The organism is Gordonia desulfuricans NBRC 100010 (assembly GCF_001485495.1).
In the GTDB taxonomy this organism is placed as follows: Bacteria; Actinomycetota; Actinomycetes; order Mycobacteriales; family Mycobacteriaceae; genus Gordonia; species Gordonia desulfuricans.
In genome coordinates this window covers 1-18,465 of the sequence record NZ_BCNF01000147.1, presented here as the reverse complement: position 1 = coordinate 18,465, position 18,465 = coordinate 1, and the positions used below count along the sequence as shown (strand labels likewise).

17 protein-coding genes are annotated in these 18,465 nt (G+C 68.8%); 12 read left to right on the top strand and 5 right to left on the bottom strand.

All coding sequences use genetic code 11. From position 1 onward, the window contains the following. Positions 1-61: 61 nt before the first annotated feature. From GD1_RS21040 to GD1_RS21030, 3 genes are read right to left on the bottom strand one after another with little or no spacing between them, the layout of a single operon-like run. Positions 62-1,363 (bottom strand): D-arabinono-1,4-lactone oxidase, encoded by a 1,302-nt coding sequence (locus GD1_RS21040; protein WP_059039424.1) that lies wholly within the window; start codon positions 1,361-1,363, stop codon positions 62-64. Beyond that, a complete protein-coding gene (locus tag GD1_RS21035) occupies positions 1,360-2,613 on the bottom strand; it encodes a type III PLP-dependent enzyme domain-containing protein (RefSeq protein WP_053778215.1) in 1,254 nt (417 codons plus the stop codon). Before GD1_RS21035 ends, GD1_RS21040 begins: the two co-directional genes overlap by 4 nt. Positions 2,614-2,641: 28 nt before the next feature. Then, complete coding sequence (locus tag GD1_RS21030) at positions 2,642-3,256, bottom strand: TetR/AcrR family transcriptional regulator (protein ID WP_053778182.1); 615 nt, start codon at positions 3,254-3,256, stop codon at positions 2,642-2,644. Positions 3,257-3,418: 162 nt separating this feature from the next. On the opposite strand from GD1_RS21030, the gene GD1_RS21025 reads away from it, so the two are divergent. The 3 genes from GD1_RS21025 to GD1_RS21015 all read left to right on the top strand — a co-directional run bounded on the left by GD1_RS21025 (position 3,419) and on the right by GD1_RS21015 (position 7,404). Further along, positions 3,419-4,609, top strand: a complete 1,191-nt coding sequence (locus GD1_RS21025; RefSeq protein WP_059039423.1) for an MBL fold metallo-hydrolase — start codon at positions 3,419-3,421, stop codon at positions 4,607-4,609. Positions 4,610-4,614: 5 nt separating this feature from the next. Continuing rightward, positions 4,615-7,104: an HAD-IC family P-type ATPase gene (locus tag GD1_RS21020; protein WP_059039429.1), complete on the top strand. Its 2,490-nt coding sequence runs from the start codon at positions 4,615-4,617 to the stop codon at positions 7,102-7,104. Between the two features lie 90 nt (positions 7,105-7,194). Beyond that, positions 7,195-7,404, top strand: a complete 210-nt coding sequence (locus tag GD1_RS21015) for an antitoxin (RefSeq protein ID WP_059039428.1) — start codon at positions 7,195-7,197, stop codon at positions 7,402-7,404. 22 nt (positions 7,405-7,426) lie between these two features. Here the strand turns inward: GD1_RS21015 and GD1_RS21010 are convergent, their stop codons facing one another. Next, positions 7,427-8,032: a DNA-3-methyladenine glycosylase gene (locus GD1_RS21010; RefSeq protein WP_059039427.1), complete on the bottom strand. Its 606-nt coding sequence runs from the start codon at positions 8,030-8,032 to the stop codon at positions 7,427-7,429. 30 nt (positions 8,033-8,062) lie between these two features. Between GD1_RS21010 and GD1_RS21005 the strand changes: the two genes are divergently transcribed. The 5 genes from GD1_RS21005 (at position 8,063) to GD1_RS20985 (ending at position 13,510) form a co-directional block, all read left to right on the top strand. Further along, positions 8,063-8,500, top strand: coding sequence for a type II toxin-antitoxin system Rv0910 family toxin (locus tag GD1_RS21005; RefSeq protein WP_020791933.1), 438 nt, complete (start codon positions 8,063-8,065; stop codon positions 8,498-8,500). 22 nt (positions 8,501-8,522) lie between these two features. Then, the gene (locus GD1_RS21000) at positions 8,523-10,370 is read left to right on the top strand and encodes a substrate-binding domain-containing protein (RefSeq protein ID WP_083534564.1); all 1,848 of its coding nucleotides are present in this window, start codon (positions 8,523-8,525) and stop codon (positions 10,368-10,370) included. 110 nt (positions 10,371-10,480) lie between these two features. Further along, the gene (locus tag GD1_RS20995; protein ID WP_059039425.1) at positions 10,481-10,984 is read left to right on the top strand and encodes an FMN-binding protein; all 504 of its coding nucleotides are present in this window, start codon (positions 10,481-10,483) and stop codon (positions 10,982-10,984) included. Continuing rightward, positions 10,947-11,960, top strand: a complete 1,014-nt coding sequence (locus GD1_RS20990) for an FAD:protein FMN transferase (RefSeq protein ID WP_059039422.1) — start codon at positions 10,947-10,949, stop codon at positions 11,958-11,960. The genes GD1_RS20995 and GD1_RS20990 overlap by 38 nt, the downstream gene beginning before the upstream one ends. 44 nt (positions 11,961-12,004) lie before the next feature. Next, on the top strand, positions 12,005-13,510 hold the full coding sequence (locus tag GD1_RS20985; protein ID WP_059039421.1) for an FAD-dependent oxidoreductase: 1,506 nt from the start codon (positions 12,005-12,007) through the stop codon (positions 13,508-13,510). A gap of 450 nt (positions 13,511-13,960) precedes the next feature. Here GD1_RS20985 and GD1_RS20980 read toward each other — a convergent pair whose 3' ends face one another. Further along, complete coding sequence (locus GD1_RS20980) at positions 13,961-14,848, bottom strand: LysR family transcriptional regulator (protein ID WP_059039420.1); 888 nt, start codon at positions 14,846-14,848, stop codon at positions 13,961-13,963. Between the two features lie 91 nt (positions 14,849-14,939). On the opposite strand from GD1_RS20980, the gene GD1_RS20975 reads away from it, so the two are divergent. From GD1_RS20975 to GD1_RS20960, 4 genes are read left to right on the top strand one after another with little or no spacing between them, the layout of a single operon-like run. Then, positions 14,940-16,163: an acetyl-CoA C-acetyltransferase gene (locus tag GD1_RS20975; protein WP_059039419.1), complete on the top strand. Its 1,224-nt coding sequence runs from the start codon at positions 14,940-14,942 to the stop codon at positions 16,161-16,163. After that, positions 16,160-16,936: a 3-oxoadipate enol-lactonase gene (gene pcaD / locus GD1_RS20970; RefSeq protein ID WP_059039418.1), complete on the top strand. Its 777-nt coding sequence runs from the start codon at positions 16,160-16,162 to the stop codon at positions 16,934-16,936. The genes GD1_RS20975 and pcaD overlap by 4 nt, the downstream gene beginning before the upstream one ends. Further along, the gene (locus GD1_RS20965; RefSeq protein ID WP_020792268.1) at positions 16,933-17,721 is read left to right on the top strand and encodes a CoA transferase subunit A; all 789 of its coding nucleotides are present in this window, start codon (positions 16,933-16,935) and stop codon (positions 17,719-17,721) included. The genes pcaD and GD1_RS20965 overlap by 4 nt, the downstream gene beginning before the upstream one ends. Before the next feature lie 40 nt (positions 17,722-17,761). Next, the gene (locus GD1_RS20960) at positions 17,762-18,409 is read left to right on the top strand and encodes a 3-oxoacid CoA-transferase subunit B (RefSeq protein ID WP_020792261.1); all 648 of its coding nucleotides are present in this window, start codon (positions 17,762-17,764) and stop codon (positions 18,407-18,409) included. Positions 18,410-18,465 lie beyond the last annotated feature (56 nt).

Genomic DNA, 18,465 nt, shown 5'->3' with positions numbered 1-18,465 from the left:
CCTCCGGCGGCCGGGCTCGTCAACCCGGCCACCCCGATCCCAGCCCAATCGGCAAGTGTGCTCAGGCGCCGAGTACCCGATCGAGGTAGTCGTTGGTGAACACCCGATCGGGGTCCAATCGGTCACGGACGGCCAGGAATTCGTCGAAGCGAGGGTAGGCCGAGCGGAGGTACGCGGCGTCGCGGGTGTGCATCTTGCCCCAGTGCGGCCGACCGTCGTGTGCGGTCATGATGGCTTCGACGTCGGCGAAATAGGCTGCGGTGTCGGCGGCGTCATCGTTGATGTAGCGATGCACCGCGATGTAGCCCGAGTTCCGCCCCGACGCCGTCGACAGCATCAGATCGTCTGCGGCGGCGGCGCGCACCTCGATCGGGAAGCTCACCCGGTATTTGCGCCGCCCGATCATCGACCGGATCTCGCGCAGAGCGCCCGGAACCGCGTCGAGGGGCAACGCGTACTCCATCTCACGGAACCGGACGTTGCGCTCGGAGATGAACACCTTGGTCGAGGAGTCGGTGTAGGTCCGCGCCGACAACACGCGCCCGGAGATCTCGTTGATCGTCGACGCCGTCACGGGAAGCCGTGCGCTCAGTTCGCAGAGGAGCCCGAAGGCCCTGTTGCTCAACAGTTCGTCGTCGATGTACCGGCGGATCGCGCTCGGACCCGACGGCGCGACCACACCGTCGAGGCGGGTGTTGATCTTGCCCAGGGCCCGATTCGAGTGCGCGAACATGTAGAACTCGTGGTGATCGTGCTCGGCGACCCGGTCGAGGAAGCCGTCGATCGCATCGTCGATGTCGAGAGGACGCTCATCGGCCCGGATGGAGAACGCCGGAACACACTGCAAGGTGACGTCGACGAGCAGACCCAGTGCGCCCAGTCCGAGCGCCACCGCCGGCAGGTCCGGACTGCCGGTGTCCACAGTGACGATCTCGCCGGTACCGGAAACAATTGTGGCGGAGACGATCTGGGTGCTGATCCCACCGAAGGCCAGTCCGGTGCCGTGCGTGCCGGTGGAGGTGGCACCGGCGATGGTCTGCCGGTCGACGTCGCCCAGGTTGGCCATCGCCAGGCCGTGTGGGGCCAGCAGTCCGGGGATCTCGTGGAGATGGGTTCCGGCCCACAGCGTCACCTGGCGGAGATCGGGATCCACCCGCACCAGCCCGCGCATCCGCGACAGTTCGATCTGGATCGACGGGGCCGCAGCGATCGGGGAGAAGCTGTGCCCGGCGCCGACGGCCTTGATCCGGTCACCCGTGGAACGGCACTCCGTCACCAGCGCTGCCAGATCGTCGGCCCCGCCGGGTGACAACACCCTTCCGGGCTGACACTCCACGGTGCGTCCCCAGTTGACCCAGGTCACAGGAAGACCTTCCCCTCTCCACGGTAGGTCGGGACGACGGACTCGACATGAGCCGAACCGTCGTCGGTGCGGGTGATCAGGGCGACTTCCCGCGCACGTTCACAGATCTCGCCGGACTTCGTGTGCCGGAACCAGACCCGGTCACCTATTCTGAGCCCATCCACGCCGGGTCCGTGCAGCGGGGTCTGCACCTCTCCGGCCGCCTCGGTCCCCACGTACTCCAGCTCCGGCGGCCAGACCGGTCGGGGCAAGCGGTCGGGGGCCGGCGGGCCGGAGGCGATCCACCCTCCGCCGGCACACGTGACGAAGCCGGGCGCGGGAGTGCGCACCACGTCGAGACCGAAGGCCATCGCCGGTGCCGGCCGGAAATGCCGGTAGTTGTCGAACAGATGCCCACCGAAAACGCCACTGCCTGCGGCGATGTCGGTGATCGAGGACTCGCGGCCGGTGGCCTCCAGCGAGCCGGTGCCACCGGCGTTGACGATCTCCAGCGGGGCGATCGCCCGCAGCGCGGCGATCACCTTTCCGCGCCGACGGCGGATCTCGGCCATCGACGTGCGCTGCATCAGCGACACCGCGGCATTGGTGAACCGCTTTCCGCGGACGGCGTTTCCGACGCCGGCGACCTGTGCCTCATACGACATCACGCCGACGAGATCGAATCCGTCACGTCGGACGATGTGGCGGCCCAGTTCCAGTGCCTGATCGAGGTCGTGGACGGGGGAGCGGCGCACGCCGACGTGCAGCCGCCCGCCGAGTAGACGCAGCGATGCGTCGAGGTCGATCGCCACACGCACCGACGGCCGCCGGCCCGCCGGCACCACCGAGTCGATCAGGTCGAGATGGGCGACGTCGTCCACCAGCAACGTCACCCGCGACAAGGCGAGCTCGTCGGCGAGCAGACCGGCCAGTGCCGACCGGCGAACCGTCGGATATCCCATCAGGACATCGGTGATCCCGGATTCGGTTGCCAGCCATCGGGCCTCGTCGACGTCATAGGCGAGCACCCCGGCGAAGCCCGGACGGTCGAGGAGATCAGAGATCACCGAGCGCACCCGAACCGACTTGGACGCCAGGCGGATCGGCACGCCGTCGGCGCGTCGCAGCAGGTCGGCGACGTTGTGTTCCAGGGCGCCCTTGTCGACGACCAGTGCCGGACTGTCGATCCCGGCGGCGGTGACGGCGTCGGTGAACCCCTGCCAGTACGTGTGGGGAGCCTGCTCCCACCAGGGCGTGGATGACGGTGTGATCGAACCCGGCGGGGTGGGGGAGAGCGGGTCAGGCATCGGCTGCATGTGACATAGTCTGCCGGACAAGTGATTCCACCAACAGTTGCATCACATGGTCGTCGGCGGTGCTCAGGTAGATCAGCGTCACCGAGATCAGGGTGCCGATCAGCACCGGTGCGATCTCCGAGGTCGGCTGGGTCCAGCGCACCCCGGCGTGCTGGGCGGCGGCGTCGAGTCCCTTGGCGGCCACCGCGTACAGGTTCTCGTACATCCGCTGGCCGTACCGCTGCAGCTCGGGATGATTGTGCGCATAGATACCGAGCGAGATGGTCGCCTGCAGGCGGCCGGGATCGGCTTTCAGCATCGACAGGAAGGCCTGTAGCTGGCGCCGCATGTTGGCCTCCATCACCTCCAGATCGGCGCCCTCGTCGAGATCTCCGGTGGGCAGGATCGCGGCCAGCATCTGATCGATGTCACTGGGGACCGCGGTCTCCATCACCGCACCGAGCAGTGCGGTGCGGGACTCGAACGCATAGTGGAAACTCGCGAGCGGCATATCGGCGTGCGCGCAGATCCGCCGGGTGGTCGCACCCTCGACCCCGTGGTCGGCGATCACGCGGTAAGCCGATTCGACCAGCGCCGCGCGCCTCTCGGTGACAGACATCCGGGCCAACGAACACCACTTCCGACGGCATGCGTACCGGCACATGCGCGAGAACAGGTTGCAGCCGCAGATGCTACCAACAAGGCGCCACCGGTGGTCGCGGTCGACGCTGCGGCATCCGGTTGCCGACCACCCGCTGCGCCGACCGTTACCCTGAATCCCGTGACCGCATCCATCGAGAAGTCCGCCGCCGCGATCGTCGGTCGCGCGGTCAGCACCGTCGGTGGACTGGGCCTGCGGGCAGCCGGTGCGACGGTCGACACCCTCGCCGGTGCCGGTCTTCCCGCCGCCCGCGCGCTCGGCGCCGACGCCGAATCGATCTGGCACTACGTGTCCGGCTCCCCGAACCTCGAGGGCGTCACCTTCAGCAACCCCGAGACCCCGTCACCACGGGTGTCCGGGGAGTTCAAGGTGGCGATCGACATGGCCCGGCGTCCCGGCCGTCCCACTCGCACCATCCGGGTCGACACCCCCGCCCTGGCCGCCGACGTCGAACCCCGTGCCCTCGCGGCGACCTGGTTCGGCCACGCGTCGGTCCTCGTCGAACTCGACGGCCTACGCATCCTCACCGACCCCGTGTTCGGCCGGCGGTGCTCGCCGACGCAGACGGTCGGCCCCGCACGGCTGCATCCCTGCCCGGTGACCGTCGCCGACCTGCCGCCACTCGACGTGGTCCTGATCAGTCACGATCACTACGACCACCTCGAGATGGACACCGTCGCGCGGATCGCCGCCACCCAGCCCGGCGCGATGTTCGTGGTCCCGCTGGGTGTGCCCGCGCACCTGGTGTCGTGGGGCGTGCCGCCCGAGCGCATCCGGCAGGCCGACTGGTGGGGCACCGTCGAGATCACCGGCGCCGGCGGCACCACCGTGGACTTCACGTGCGGTCCCGCCCGGCACTTCTCCGGCCGCGCCTTGCAGCGTGACCTCACCCAGTGGGCCAGCTGGGCGGTCGTCGGCCCCACCCACCGCGTCTTCTTCTCCGGCGACACCGGCTACACCGAGCGGTTCGCCGACCTCGGTTCGCGGCTGGGCCCCTTCGATCTGACACTCATCGCCGTCGGTGCCTACGACCCCGTCTGGCCCGACGTCCACATCGACCCCGAGGAGGCAGTCGCGGTGCATCGGATGGTGTCCGGTTCGGCTGGGACCGACGCAGTGATGATCCCGATCCACTGGGGGACGTTCTCCCTGGCACGGCACCCGTGGGCGGAGCCGATCACCCGGCTGCTGCCGACCGCAGGCCGCAACGCGACCACCGTGATGGTCCCGCAACCCGGCGGCACCATCGACCTGACACATCGTGTCGGCACCGGTCTCACCGACCCGCAGTGGTGGGAAGCCTCGGCGTGAGCGAGATGATCGACGAGCAGGCCCAGACCCGCGGCCTGAGCTCGCAGGAGGTCGCCGACCGTGTGGCCGCCGGACAGGTCAACTCCATGCCCGACCGGTCCGGACGCAGCGTCCGCGACATCGTCCGGTCCAACGTGTTCACCCGGATCAACGCGATCCTCGGTGTGCTGTTCGTCATCGTGGCATCCACCGGATCGCTGATCAACGGCCTGTTCGGCCTGCTGATCGTGGCCAACAGTGGGATCGGCATCATCCAGGAGATCCGCGCCAAACGCACTCTCGACCGGCTGGCCATCGTCGGCCAGACCCGGCCCAAGGTGCGCCGCAACGGCACCGTCGGCGAGATCCCGCCCGACGAGGTGGTCCTCGACGACATCATCGAGATCGGCGCCGGCGACCAGGTCGTCGTCGACGGCGAGGTGGTCGAGTCGTATGTGCTCGACGTCGACGAGTCTCTGCTCACCGGCGAGGCCGACGCCATCGACAAGGCCCCCGGCGACAAGATCCTCTCCGGCAGCTTCGTCGTCAGCGGATCCGGTGCGTACCGGGCCACCAAGGTCGGCGCCGACGCCTATGCCGCGCAGCTCGCCGCCGAGGCCTCCAAGTTCACGCTGGTCTCCTCCGAACTGCGGTCGGGTATCGACCAGATCCTCAAGGTGATCACCTGGCTGCTCATCCCGGCCGGTGTCCTCACCATCGTCAACCAGCTGTTCATCAGTCAGAACGGCATCAAGCAGTCGCTGCTCGGCATGGTTGCCGCGCTGGTGCCGATGGTCCCCGAGGGGCTCGTGCTGATGACCTCGATCGCGTTCGCGGTGGGCGTCGTCCGGCTCGGTCAGCGGCAGTGTCTGGTGAACGAACTGCCCGCGATCGAAGGTCTGGCGCGGGTCAACGTGGTGTGTGCGGACAAGACCGGCACGCTCACCGAGAACGGTATGCGCCTGACCGAGGTGGAGCCGGTCGAGGCCGCCGGCCCGCCGGCCGGGGTGACCGCCGAGCAGGCGCTGGCCGCGCTCGCCGCCCACGACCGCAGCCCCAACGCCAGCGTGCTGGCACTGGCCGAGGCCTACCCCGACGGACCCGACTGGACCGTCACCGCACTCGAACCGTTCACCTCCGCCAAGAAGTGGAGCGGGATGTCGTTCGCCGACGCGACCGGCGCCGACACGGGCAACTGGATTCTCGGCGCCCCCGACGTCCTGCTCGATCCCGACAGCGAACCCGCCCGCCGGGCCTCCGATCTCGGTGCCGCGGGGCTGCGCATCCTGCTGTTGGGCTGTACCGACGTGCCGGTGAACACCGAACCGGCCGCCGGCGCCAACACACCCGGCACGCTCACCCCCGTCGCCCTGGTGGTGCTCGAACAGCGGGTGCGCGACGACGCCCGTTCCACCCTCGACTACTTCGCCACCCAGCACGTCGACGTCAAGGTGATCTCCGGCGACAACGCCCGCTCGGTGGGGGCGGTCGCCCAGTCCCTCGGGCTCGGTTCCCCGGACACCTCGGTGGATGCCCGCGAACTGCCCACCGACATCGACCGGCTCGCCGATGCCGTCGAGGACGGGGTCACCTTCGGCCGGGTACGCCCCGACCAGAAGCGGGCGATGGTGGCCGCCCTGCAGTCCCGCGGCAACACCGTCGCGATGACCGGCGACGGCGTCAACGACGTCCTGGCCCTCAAGGACGCCGACATCGGCGTCGCGATGGGTTCGGGCTCGTCGGCCGCCCGGTCGGTGGCGCAGATCGTGTTGCTGGACAACAAGTTCGCCACCCTGCCGTATGTGGTGGGCGAGGGCCGGCGCGTCATCGGCAACATCGAGCGCGTCTCCAACCTGTTCCTCACCAAGACCGTGTACGCGGTGTTGCTGGCCCTGTTCGTCGGCATCGCCGGTGTGGCGGCCAAGATCTTCGGTTTCGACTCGCTGAGCTACCCGTTCCAGCCGATCCACGTCACCATCTCGGCATGGTTCACCATCGGTATCCCGGCGTTCGTCCTGTCGCTGGCCCCGAACAACGAGCGGGCCCGCAGCGGATTCGTCAAACGTGTTCTGACGCAGGCCGTCCCGAACGGGATCATCGTCGGGATGGCGGCCTTCGTGACCTATGTGATCATCAACCCCGGCGGTGCCGGCGTCAGCCTCGGCGGCGACTCGGTGGACCTGCCGCCCGCGCAGACCCAGGCGGCCACCGCCACGCTGATCTGTCTGATCGCGGTGGCGCTGTATGTGCTGATGGTGGTGGCGCGGCCGTACAACTGGTGGAAGGTGGTGCTGATGGTGATCTCGGTGCTCGCCTACGTGATCATCTTCAGCTGGCCGTGGACGCAGGAGATGTTCAAGCTCGACTCGTCCAACTGGCAGATGAACTCGGTGGCCTTCATCGCGGCCGCGATCGGCATCGTGTGTGTGGAGATCGTGTCACGGGTGCTGCCCCGGATCGTCGGCACCGATTCCGACGACGCCGATGGCACCGCCGGCGAGCTCGTCCACGACTAGACTCGGGGGCCGCACCCGGGCGGCCCGGTACGTGGCCACGACGATTCCTGCACGACGATTTCACCGATGACGATCGAGGAGACGACTCTGATGGACCTCAAGGGACTGGTCGACAAGGCCAAGGAGACGCTGCGCAAGAACCCGAGCCTGATCGAGAAGGGCGGCGACGCCATCGACAAGGCGACCGGCGGCAAGTACGCCGCGCAGGTCGACAAGGCCCAGGACGCCGCCCGCAAGGCGGTCGGGGCAGAGGGCCAGCAGCCCGCGGCCCAGCCCGAGCCCAAGCCGGACCAGCAGTAGTCCCCGCCCATCCGGCAGATGATCACCGGCCGGCCCGCGGATGTCGGCGATATGCCGACACCGTCGGGTCGTCGGTGATCCAGTAACGCCACGCGTTCTCGGCGGCATGGCGCACGCCCACCCGGGGTCCGGTGCTCACCGGGAGACCTCCCGGCGGGCCGTCGCACAGCCGGACGTCGCCGTCGGAACCGAACAGATCGGTGCCCAGGTCGGCTGTGGTGATCCCGGCCGCCCGCGCCAGATTGCCCGGTCCCCGGGCCAGCGCCGCCACCTGCGGCGCACCCCCGCGTACCGCAGCCCGACGCTCCCGGGCCGTCGCCACCCCGTCGATCACCTCGCCGGCGCGCAGCAACACCGCCGACGCCTGCCCGTCGACCCCGGTCACCACATTGGCGCAGTGATGGCCGTGGATTCGGTACACATACAGCCGGCCGGGCGGGCCGTACATGATGGCCGAGCGCGGGGTGCGCCGAAAGGCGTGGGAGGCCGGGTCCAGTGGGCCGGCATAGGCCTCGACCTCGGTGATCCGGAGGGTCACCCCGTGCGACATCAGTTGGGCGCCGAGCAGCAGTCGCGCGGCGACGTGGACGTCGACACCCGCACCGATTGCGGACACTCGCTGTGAGATCACCGATCCCACCGGTTAGGCTTCGTCACCATGGCCAAGACGAGCGACTCCATCGAGGTTGAGCTGTCACCGGAGGATACCTGGTCGGCAGCGACGGACCTCGCCCGATTCTCGGAGTGGCTGGTCCTGCACGACGGCTGGCGCAGCCCGGTGCCCGGGCCCGCCGAGCTCAGTGCCGGGACCAAGGTGTCGTCGGTGGTCAAGGTCAAGGGCACCCGAGTGCGGTTCGACTGGGTCATCGACACCTACGTCGACGGCAAGCAGGTCCGCCTCAAGGGGTCCGGCAAGGGTGGGGTGAAGGCGAAGCTCGACCTCGCGATCGCACCGGTCGCGGCGGGGTCGATGGTCACTTTCACCGTCGACCTCGGCGGACTCCCGTTGATGGGGCCCGTCGGGAAGGCGGCAGCGATGGCGGTATCGGGGGATCTGCACAGGTCGCTGGTCACCTTCCGTGAGCTCTTCGGCTGAATTACCCAGGGGGAAGTGAACAATGGGGCGTCACAGCTCTGATTCCGGCGAGTCCGGACCGATTCGGCCGCGCCGTGACGACACGGGCGACACCGGGCGTAACCGTGCGTCCGACACCGGCCGCAACCGTGCGTCCGACACCGGCCGTAACGGTGCGTCCGACACCGGCCGCAACCGTGCGTCCGACACCGGTCGCAACGCCGCGGCCGGGACGTCGTCGACCGGGCAGTTCGGTTTCGACCACCGCGAATCCGGGTCATCGCATCGGGGCGCCTGGCTGTGGGGTCTCGGCGCACTGGTGATCGTGGCGGCCCTCGTCGCCGGGATCGTGATCTGGAAGACCGTCGGCTCCGACGGGTGCGGCGACCGGACATCGGTGAATGTGGCCGCCGACCCCACCATCGCCTCGGCACTCGGTGACGCGGCGGGTCAGGTCTCGTCGCACACCTGCTACGACTACAAGGTCACCTCGGTGGCCGGTGCCGACGCACCGGGCCTGCTGACCAGTGGCGACGCCGGCCCCGATCTGTGGGTGCCGGACTCGCAGCTGCAGGCGCGTCGGGTGACCACCCAGGTGCGCCATGAGCTCGACCTGGTCTCGGAGTCCCTCGCGTCCACCCCCACCGTCGTGGTCGGCAAGGAACTGCCGGAGCTGACCAGCTGGGTGCAGGTGATGAAGCTGCCGGATCTGCGGACCGGCAGCCCCGTCGACACCAGCACCGGCGACGCCCCGATCGTGGGTGCACTCGCCGAGGTCGACGCGGGCAAGCTCACCGAGAAGCAACTCGTCGAGGCGATGTCGGTGCTCGCGATCCAGCAGAACAATGCGCGCCTGGCCAACGACAACGAGGGCACGCGGCTCAACCTGGCCAACACCTCGACGGTGCCGGTGGTGACCACCGAGCAGCAGTACATCATGTTCATGCGCACCCACCAGGGGTCGCAGCTGAAGTTCGCGATCCCCGCCGACGGCACCGTGATGCTCGACTACCCGCTGGTGAACACCGCGGGCACGGCTCGTCACACGACCGCCGACGAGGCGGGCAAGGCACTTGCCGACGCCCTCGCCGGTTCGGATGGAGATCGGTTGGGGCAGGCCGGTTTCCGCAAGCCGGGCGGCGACCCGTATCCGGGTGACCATCCCTACGGGACGGGGCAGCCGGTCAAGGTGCTCACCCTCAAGGACCCCGATCAGGTCGACAAGGCGCTGCGGCAGTGGCAGGTCCTCGGTGTGCCGATCCGCACCCTCGTCGTCCAGGACACCTCCGGGTCGATGGAGGCCACCGTCGGGTCGTCGACGCGGGCGCAGTTGCTCATCGACGCGTCGCTGACCGGGTTGAAGATGTTCCCGAACAACGCGATGGTCGGCGGCTGGGCGTTCTCGATCGACCGTGGGCCGAACGGTGAGGACTGGACCGAACTGAGTCCGATCCGTCGTCTCGACGCCACGGCGGCCGGTGGGGGAACCCACCGGGAGGAACTGGTCGCAGCGGTCCGCAAGGGCCTCTCGCCCGCGGAGCTGGGCGGGTCCACCGGGCTCTACGACACCACCCTTGCCGCGTTCAAGGAGGTGCAGGACACCTACGACCCGAACTACTCCAACAGCGTCATCATCATGACCGACGGCGAGAACGAGGATCCCGACAGCATCTCCCTCGACGGGTTGCTCGCCGAACTCCAGAAGCGGCAGGACCCGGCCCGTCCGGTGCTGATCCTGACGATCGGGATCTCCGAGGACGCCGACACCGAGGCGCTCAAGCAGATCGCCGAGGCCACCGGTGGCACCACCTACGTCGCCAAGACCGCGACCGACATCGGCTCGGTGTTCGTCAACGCCATCCAGGCCCGGGTGGAGGCCGCCGGCCGCTGACGTTCGCGGAGTCCCCGGGGAGTTCGCCGCCGGAGAGTTTTCTGGGGATCCCCTATGAACCTCGGCGTTGGGATAGGTGAATCGCGGGGCTTTTGTCCACAATGGGAACCATGACCAAGAACATCCGGACCGCGGTCCGTAAAGATGATCTGCTGTCGGTGACGCGAACCGGGTCGGTGGTGGCCGCGGTCGCCGCCATCGGCCTGGCCACCGCGGCCTGCGGGTCCGACGACGCGTCGGCCGCCGACGAGACCACCGCATCGACCACGTCGGCGACGGCGTCGACCGACACCTCCGCCGCCGTGGGAACCTCCGACGAGTACAAGAACGGCACCTACACCGCCGTCGGTCACTACCAGTCGCCCGGCGGTCAGCAGCAGATCGGTGTGACGGTGACGTTGTCGAACTCGACGATCACCGCACTCGAACTCGACCGGAGTCAGACCAAGGGCACCTCGGCGCAGTTCCAGGAGAAGTTCGCGAGCGGCATCGACGCGCTGGTCGTCGGCAAGAACATCGACGACCTCGACGTCTCCAAGGTCGCCGGGTCGTCGCTGACCTCGGGCGGCTTCAACGATGCCATCACCCAGATCAAGACCGACGCCCTCGCCTGACGTCGACTGGCGGTTCGAGGCGATCGGCACCGTCTGGGAGATCACCACCGACGCCCCGCTGTCCGACGCCGCCCGCGCCGAGGTGCGCGCCGAGATCGACCGGATCGACCGGGTGTGGTCGCGGTTCCGCGACGACTCGATGGTCGCCGAGATGGCGCGTACACCGGGCCGGTATCCGGTGGCCGCCTCGGACGCGGTGCTCCTCGACTGGTATCGCCGGCTCTACGAGATCACCGCGGGTGCGGTGACCCCGTTGGTCGGCGCCACCCTCGCCGACGCCGGATACGATGCGCAGTACTCGCTCACCCCGGCGTCGACGATCGCCCCGGTACCCGCCTGGGACGACGTGATCGAGTGGCGGCCGGGGGATGTCGCCGGCGCCGCCGGGGAACTGGTGGTGCGTCATCCGGTTCTGCTCGACATCGGTGCCGCCGGAAAGGGTTTCGTCGTCGATCGGGTGGCCGCCGTCGTCGCCGCACACACCGGCGGTCCCCATGTCGTCGACGCCGGTGGAGACATGGTGATCTCCGCCCGGGAACATCCGGTGCGCATCGCCCTGGAGCATCCCGGGGATCCGCGCAGGGCGATCGGCGTCGTCGAACTGTCCGGCGGGGCGGTGTGCGCCTCGGCACCCAACCGGCGTGCCTGGGCCGACTGGCATCACATCGTCGATCCACATACCGGTAGGCCCACCCGAGAGGTCTTGGCCACCTGGGTGTTCGCCGACGAGACGACGACCGGCCCGGCGATGACCGCCGACGGGCTGGCCACCGCACTGTTCTTCACCCCGGCGACCGCACTGCAGGCGCGTCTCGGTGCGCCGCAACCGAACCGTCGTCCGGGCGCCACACCCACCGACATCACCTGGACCGCACTCGAGAAGTCCGGCGGCACCACCGCTTTCGGGCATGTGATCATTCACCACAGCGGCGTCGTCGAGCACACCGCGATCCCTGGATTGGAGTTGTTCCTGTGACCGGATTGCTGCCTCGGTGGTCGGCCCGTCCACGTTGGCTCCCCATGCACCGGGCGGTGCTCGGTGCGCTGGTCGTCCTGACCGTGATCGCCCTGCTCGTCGCCGCCTTCGACGACGAGTTCGCGTATCGTCCTGGCGCACTGTTGCTCTCGCTGGTGTTGTCGTTGGTCACCTCGGCGGTGGTGAGTTGGGTGTGCGCGGCCGTCGTCCGGGTACCGCCGGGCGCCGATTCGTGGGCGATCACCGCGCTGATCCTGTTCTTCCTGATGCCGGGGGTCACCGACGCCGCATCGGGGTGGTCGATGGTGATCGCCGCCGGCACCGCCGCCCTGAGCAAGTACGTCCTGGCATGGCGGCGCCGGCTGGTGCTCAATCCGGCGGTGGTCGGCGCACTCGTCACCTATGCGCTCGCCTATGCCGGGGTGGAAGTGGCCGGGGCAGTGGTCAGCTCACCGGTCTGGTGGATCGCCGCGGAACCGCTGTTCTGGCCGATGCTGATCATCGGCGTGCTGCTGGTGAGCGTGCTGCGCGAGTGGTGGACGGTCGGCATCTTCGTGATCGCGACCCTCGCCACGGTGGGGGTGTTGCAGCTGACCGAGGGTGGTCAGGACCTGCAGTTCGTGTTCGTCTCCGCCCCGACCATGTTCCTCGCGGCGATCATGCTGCCGGAACCGTTGACCTCCCCGAGCACCCGGGTGCACCGGGCGATCTACGCGATCATCGTCGCGGTCCTGGCGAACTGGCAACAGGTCTTCGAGATCACCGATTCCTACACTCTCGAGTTCGTCCCGCAGATCGCCCTCGGCGTGGGCTGCGTGTACGCCTTCGTCATCCGGCTGATCACCCAGCGGGGTGTCGGCCGGGTGACCTTCGATGTGGAGATCGACGAGATCGCCGCCGGTACCCACCGGATTCGGGCACGCTCGGCGCAGCCGGTGGCGTTCCGGCCGGGCCAGTGGGCCACGCTCAGTGCCCCACAATGGTCGGCGCCGCTGTGGCATCGGACCCGACGGGTGTTCTCCTTCGCCGCGGCTCCCGGCGAGAACCCAGCCGAGTTCGCCTTCACCGTCGGCGGTTCGGAGGTGTCGGCGTTCAAACGTGACCTGATCCACCGCGGCGGACGACTCCTCCTCGACGACATCGGCGGCGACTTCGTCGCACCCCGTCACCCGGGCGCCCACCCGGTCGTGCTGATCGCCGGCGGGATCGGGATCACCCCGTTCCGTGCCATGGTCCGCCAGTTCACCGGCGATGCCGGGCAACGGGACCTGGCGTGGCTCACCGTCATCCACGTGATCCGGGAACAGGAACGTTCGGTGTTCGACGACGACCTCATTGCCGTCCGTGCCGCCGGCGGCCGCGTGGAGGTGGTGGTGGCCGACGACGGCGCCCTGCCCGCCGATCTGCCGTTCACCCGCGACGGGGCCCACTACTACATTTCGGGGAGTCCCGAGTTCGTGCACGCGACCTCGGCAAGGGCACGTTCGGCCGATCCGGCCGTGCGCCTGCGGTTCTGGCGGCTGCACACCGACAGCTTCCTGGGATACTGACGCCGAGCGTCGGCCTCAGTGGTCGAGTCGATAGTTCGTGGTGAGGGATTGGTGGTCGAGCCGGCCCTGCGTGACTGGGGATTGGCAGTTGCACCGGCCCTTCCTGAGAGGGTGATTGGTGGTGAGCCGGCCCGTCACGAGAGCAAGATTGGTGGTTGAGCCGGCCCTTCACGAGAGCAAGATTGGTGGTTGAGCCGGCCCTTCACGAGAGCAGGATTGGCAGTTGCGCCGGCCCGTCGCGAGAGCAGGATTGGCAGTTGCACCGGCCCTTCCTGAGAGGGTGATTGGTGGTGAGCCGGCCCGTCACGAGAGCAAGATTGGTGGTTGAGCCGGTTCTTCGCGATAGCGAAGCACCGTGTCGAAACCTCTGTCGGCCGACCTCGAATCCAGCCAACCTCGAATCCAGCCGACCTCGGATCCGGTCGTGCCCAGGGGCACGCGTCTTGGTGGTCACTCGTCTTGGGCGATGCGGTGCAGCACCGACAGCACCCGTTCCATGACCGGGGTCCGGCGTCCCGCGAGGTGCGCGGCGACCAGATCGATCGACGTCGCCGGGAGCAGCGCGGCGTAGTGGACGCCGGCCAGGTCGAGGGCGGAGGTCGGTTCGGGAACCACCGCGACCCCGAGCCCGGCGGCCACCAGCGTGACGAGCGTCGACGTCTCCGACACCTCATGTCGCACTCGCGGGACCTGCCCGGCGTCGGCCCACATCTGGGCGACCACCGTGTTCATCACAGACCTGCCGTGCCCGGCGTGGGCGATCACGTCGTCGTCGACGAGGTCTTCCACCGACAACACCGTCCGGCCGGCGAGGGGATGTCGGTCGGGGAGGGCGACGATCAGACGGTCGCGGCGCACGGGTTCGACGACGAGCCCCTCTCCCTTCACCGGTGGACGGAGCAGTGCGAGGTCGATCTGTCCGGTCTCCAGTGCGGTCAGCTGATCGGGTGCGAGCATCTCGCCGCGGACGCTCACCTCGACGCCCGACAACTCGTCGCGCAGGGTTCGGACGAGCCGGGGGAGCAGCGAGTACGTCGCCGACCCCACGCAGCCGATCGTCAGATGTCCTTCGAGGCCTTCGGCCACCCGCCTGGCCTGGGCGCCGGCGGCGTCGACCGCCTCGAGGATCTCCACCACGCGCGGGAGGTAGGCGGCGCCGGCCGGGGTCAGCTCGACGCGACGGGTGGAGCGGGTCAGAAGTGCCACGCCGAGCTCGTCCTCGAGCTGACGGATCTGCTGGGACAGCGGCGGCTGGGCGATATGCAGACGCTGGGCGGCGCGTCCGAAGTGCAGTTCCTCGGCCACTGCCCGGAAATATCGCAGGTGACGCAGCTCCATGTCACGAGCCTACCCGGTTGATACTCCAGAGATATCAATAGCGTTCAAATCGATACTTCTCAATATGAGAGCTGGCTCATACCCTCGATGTATGGCTACCGGAACCGACATCGTCATCTGTTCACCACTCCGTACCCCGGTCGGTCGGATGGGTGGGGCGCTGGCGTCGCAGACCGTCACCGACCTCGCGACCACGCTGCTGCGTGAACTCGCCTCGCGGACCGGACTCGGCGAGGGCGATGTCGACGACGTGATCCTCGGCCAGGGCTACGCCAACGGGGAGTCGCCGGCGATCGGCCGGATGGCCGCACTCGACGCCGGACTCGGCGTGGGCGTTCCCGGCATGCAGGTGGATCGCCGGTGCGGCTCGGGCCTGCAGGCCGTCCTCAGCGGTGCCGCCCAGGTCGCCTCCGGCGGAGCATTGCTGGTGATCGCCGGCGGAGCCGAGTCGATGTCGAACGTCGAGCACTATGCGCTGGGCCTGCGCACCGGCATCCGGCAGGGCGGCGTCGAACTCATGGATCGACTCGACCGCGGTCGCCTGACCGCCGGCGGGTCGTCGCATCCGATCCCCGGTGGGATGATCGAGACCGCCGAGAACCTGCGTGCCCGTTACCATCTCGGCCGCGCCGAGCAGGACGAGTTCGCCGTGGAGTCGCATCGTCGGGCCATTGCCGCACAGGACGCCGGGAAGTTCGACGACGAGATCGTGCCGGTCACCATCCCCGGCCGCCGCGGCAAGCCCGATGTGGTGGTCGAGCGCGACGAGCATCCGCGGGCCGACGCCTCCGTCGAGGGACTGTCCAAGCTGCGCGCGATCCGCGCCAAGATCGACCCCGACTCCACCGTCACCGCCGGCAATGCCTCCGGGCAGAACGACGGCGCGGCGATGTGCGTGGTCACCACCCGCGCCGAGGCCGAACGCCGCGGCCTCACCCCGCTGCTCGCGCTGAAGTCGTGGGCCGTGACCGGTTGCGCGCCCGAGGAAATGGGCATCGGACCGGTCGGTGCCACCGCCGCCGCCCTGCAGCGTGCCGACCTGACCCTCGACGAGATCGACCTCATCGAACTCAACGAGGCCTTCGCCGCCCAGGTCCTCGCCGTCCTCGCCAAGTGGAAGATCGACGCCGGCGACGAACGCCTGAATCCCAACGGTTCCGGAATCTCGCTGGGGCACCCGATCGGTGCCACCGGCGCCCGCATCCTCGCCACCGCCGCCCACGAGGCGCGTCGACGGGAATCGAGGTACGTCCTGGAGACCATGTGCATCGGCGGCGGCCAGGGCCTCGCCGCGATCTTCGAGGCGATCCGATGAGCGCCGTCGAGGTGGCCGCCCACATCAGCGGCCGCGAGGACGGGCCCGTCGTGGTGCTGTCGAACTCGCTGGGCTCCGACCACCGGATGTGGGATGAGCAGATCGCCGAGCTGGACAAGCACTTCCGCGTCGTCCGCTACGACACCCGCGGTCACGGCGCCTCGCCGGTACCGGCCGGGCCGTACAGCATCGACGATCTCGCCGACGACGTCATCGCCCTGCTCGACCGGCTCGGTGTGGCCAAGGCGCACATCGTCGGACTGTCGCTCGGCGGTATGACGGCGATGCGACTGGCGGTCCGCAACCCCGAGCGCGTCGACCGGGTGGTGCTGTTCTGTACCTCACCGCACATGCCACCCGCCGACGCCTGGAAGGACCGGGCCGGCAGCGTCCGTTCCGACGGGACCGCGTCGATCGCCGAAAGCGTTGTCAGCCGCTGGTTCTCGCCCGGATACCTCGCCGATCCGGCCAACCGGACCGCCGTCGAGCACTACCAGTCGATGGTCGCCGCCACCCCCGACGAGGGCTACGCCGGATGCTGTGAGGCCATCGCCGGGATGGACCAGCGCGCCGAGATCGGTGCGATCACCGCCCCGACGCTGGCCGTCGCCGGCGCCGACGACCCGGCCACCCCGCCCGCCACACTCGCGAGCATCGTCGAATCCATCGCAGGAGCACGCCTTCTCGTCGTCGACGATGCGGCGCACCTCGCGCCCGCCGAACAACCCGCCACCATCACCCCCGCCATCATCGAACACCTGGAGCAGTCATGAGCATCGACAAGGTCTTCGGATCGGCCGCCGAGGCCGTCGCCGACATCCCCGACGGATCCAGCCTTGCCGTCGGAGGATTCGGACTCTCGGGAATCCCGAAGTTCCTGATCGACGCCCTGCTCGCCCAGGGCGCCAAGAACCTCACCATCGTGTCCAACAACTGCGGTGTCGACGGTGCCGGTCTGGGCCTGTTGCTCGAGGCCCGCCGCATCGACAAGGTGATCGCCTCCTACATCGGCGAGAACAAGGAATTCGGCCGCCAGTTCCTCTCCGGTGAGGTCACCGTCGAACTCACCCCGCAGGGCACCCTCGCCGAGCGGATGCGCGCCGGCGGCAGCGGGATCGGGGCATTCTTCACCCCCACCGGTGTCGGCACCCTCGTCGCCGAGGGCGGCCTGCCCTGGCGCTACAACGCCGACGGTTCGGTGGCCTTGTCCAGCCCGGCCAAGGAGGTCCGCACCTTCCACGGCACCGAGATGGTGCTCGAGGAGTCGATCGTCACCGACTATGCGCTGATCCGGGCGGCTGTCGCCGACAAGGCCGGAAACTGCTGCTTCCACGCCGCCGCACGCAACTTCAACCCGCCCGCCGGCATGTCGGGCCGCACCACCATCGTCGAGGCCGAGAAGGTCGTCGAGGTCGGCGAACTGGGCCCCGACCAGATCCATCTGCCGGGCATCTTCGTCAAGCGTGTCGTCGCACTCACCCCGGACCAGGCCGCCGACAAGGGAATCGAGCACCGCACCATCCGGCAGCGTCCGGAAGCCGCGGGCGCACCCGCCTGAGCGCCGCCACCCCAACCTTTCCCACCCGAGGAGAACCATCATGAGCTGGAGCCGCACCGAGATGGCCGGCCGCGCCGCACGCGAACTGCGCGCCGGTGACTACGTCAATCTGGGCATCGGCCTGCCCACCCTGATCCCCGATGAGTTGCCCGACGACTCGGGGATCATGCTGCACGCCGAGAACGGCATCCTCGGCGTGGGCCCGTTCCCGTACGACGAGGACGTCGACCCCGATCTGATCAACGCCGGCAAGCAGACCGTGTCGGTGCTGCCCGGCGCCAGCTACTTCGACTCCGCGACCAGCTTCGCCATGATCCGCGGCGGCCACGTCGACGTCGCCGTCCTCGGTGGCATGCAGGTCTCCGCCGGTGGTGACCTCGCCAACTGGATGGTGCCCGGGGCCATGGTCAAGGGCATCGGCGGCGCGATGGATCTGGTCAACGGTGCCGGACAGGTGATCGTGCTGATGGAGCACGTCACCAAGAAGGGTGCACCCAAGCTGGTCGCCGAATGCTCGCTGCCGCTGACCGGCCGGCACGTGGTGTCCCGGGTGATCACCGACCTCGGTGTCTTCGATGTCACCGGAAGCGGATTCGACATCGTCGAATACGCGCCAGGTGTCGACTTCGCCGAGGTTGAGGCCAAGACCGGTGCCCCGGTGGTCGACAAGACAGGCATCGCCGCCTGACTCGTGTTGTGCTCAACCGTCGTGTGACAGGTGACTCCCGGCTGTGGGTTGCGGAG

What these genes read in the sequence shown, in the direction of transcription:
- GD1_RS21030 (WP_053778182.1), bottom strand. Translation starts at nt 3,256, where the DNA reads ATGTCTGTCACCGAGAGGCGCGCGGCGCTGGTCGAATCGGCTTACCGC.
- GD1_RS21020 (WP_059039429.1), top strand. Translation starts at nt 4,615, where the DNA reads ATGATCGACGAGCAGGCCCAGACCCGCGGCCTGAGCTCGCAGGAGGTC.
- GD1_RS21015 (WP_059039428.1), top strand. Translation starts at nt 7,195, where the DNA reads ATGGACCTCAAGGGACTGGTCGACAAGGCCAAGGAGACGCTGCGCAAG.
- GD1_RS21005 (WP_020791933.1), top strand. Translation starts at nt 8,063, where the DNA reads ATGGCCAAGACGAGCGACTCCATCGAGGTTGAGCTGTCACCGGAGGAT.
- GD1_RS21000 (WP_083534564.1), top strand. Translation starts at nt 8,523, where the DNA reads ATGGGGCGTCACAGCTCTGATTCCGGCGAGTCCGGACCGATTCGGCCG.
- GD1_RS20995 (WP_059039425.1), top strand. Translation starts at nt 10,481, where the DNA reads ATGACCAAGAACATCCGGACCGCGGTCCGTAAAGATGATCTGCTGTCG.
- GD1_RS20990 (WP_059039422.1), top strand. Translation starts at nt 10,947, where the DNA reads ATGCCATCACCCAGATCAAGACCGACGCCCTCGCCTGACGTCGACTGG.
- GD1_RS20985 (WP_059039421.1), top strand. Translation starts at nt 12,005, where the DNA reads ATGCACCGGGCGGTGCTCGGTGCGCTGGTCGTCCTGACCGTGATCGCC.
- GD1_RS20980 (WP_059039420.1), bottom strand. Translation starts at nt 14,848, where the DNA reads ATGGAGCTGCGTCACCTGCGATATTTCCGGGCAGTGGCCGAGGAACTG.
- GD1_RS20975 (WP_059039419.1), top strand. Translation starts at nt 14,940, where the DNA reads ATGGCTACCGGAACCGACATCGTCATCTGTTCACCACTCCGTACCCCG.
- pcaD (WP_059039418.1), top strand. Translation starts at nt 16,160, where the DNA reads ATGAGCGCCGTCGAGGTGGCCGCCCACATCAGCGGCCGCGAGGACGGG.
- GD1_RS20965 (WP_020792268.1), top strand. Translation starts at nt 16,933, where the DNA reads ATGAGCATCGACAAGGTCTTCGGATCGGCCGCCGAGGCCGTCGCCGAC.
- GD1_RS20960 (WP_020792261.1), top strand. Translation starts at nt 17,762, where the DNA reads ATGAGCTGGAGCCGCACCGAGATGGCCGGCCGCGCCGCACGCGAACTG.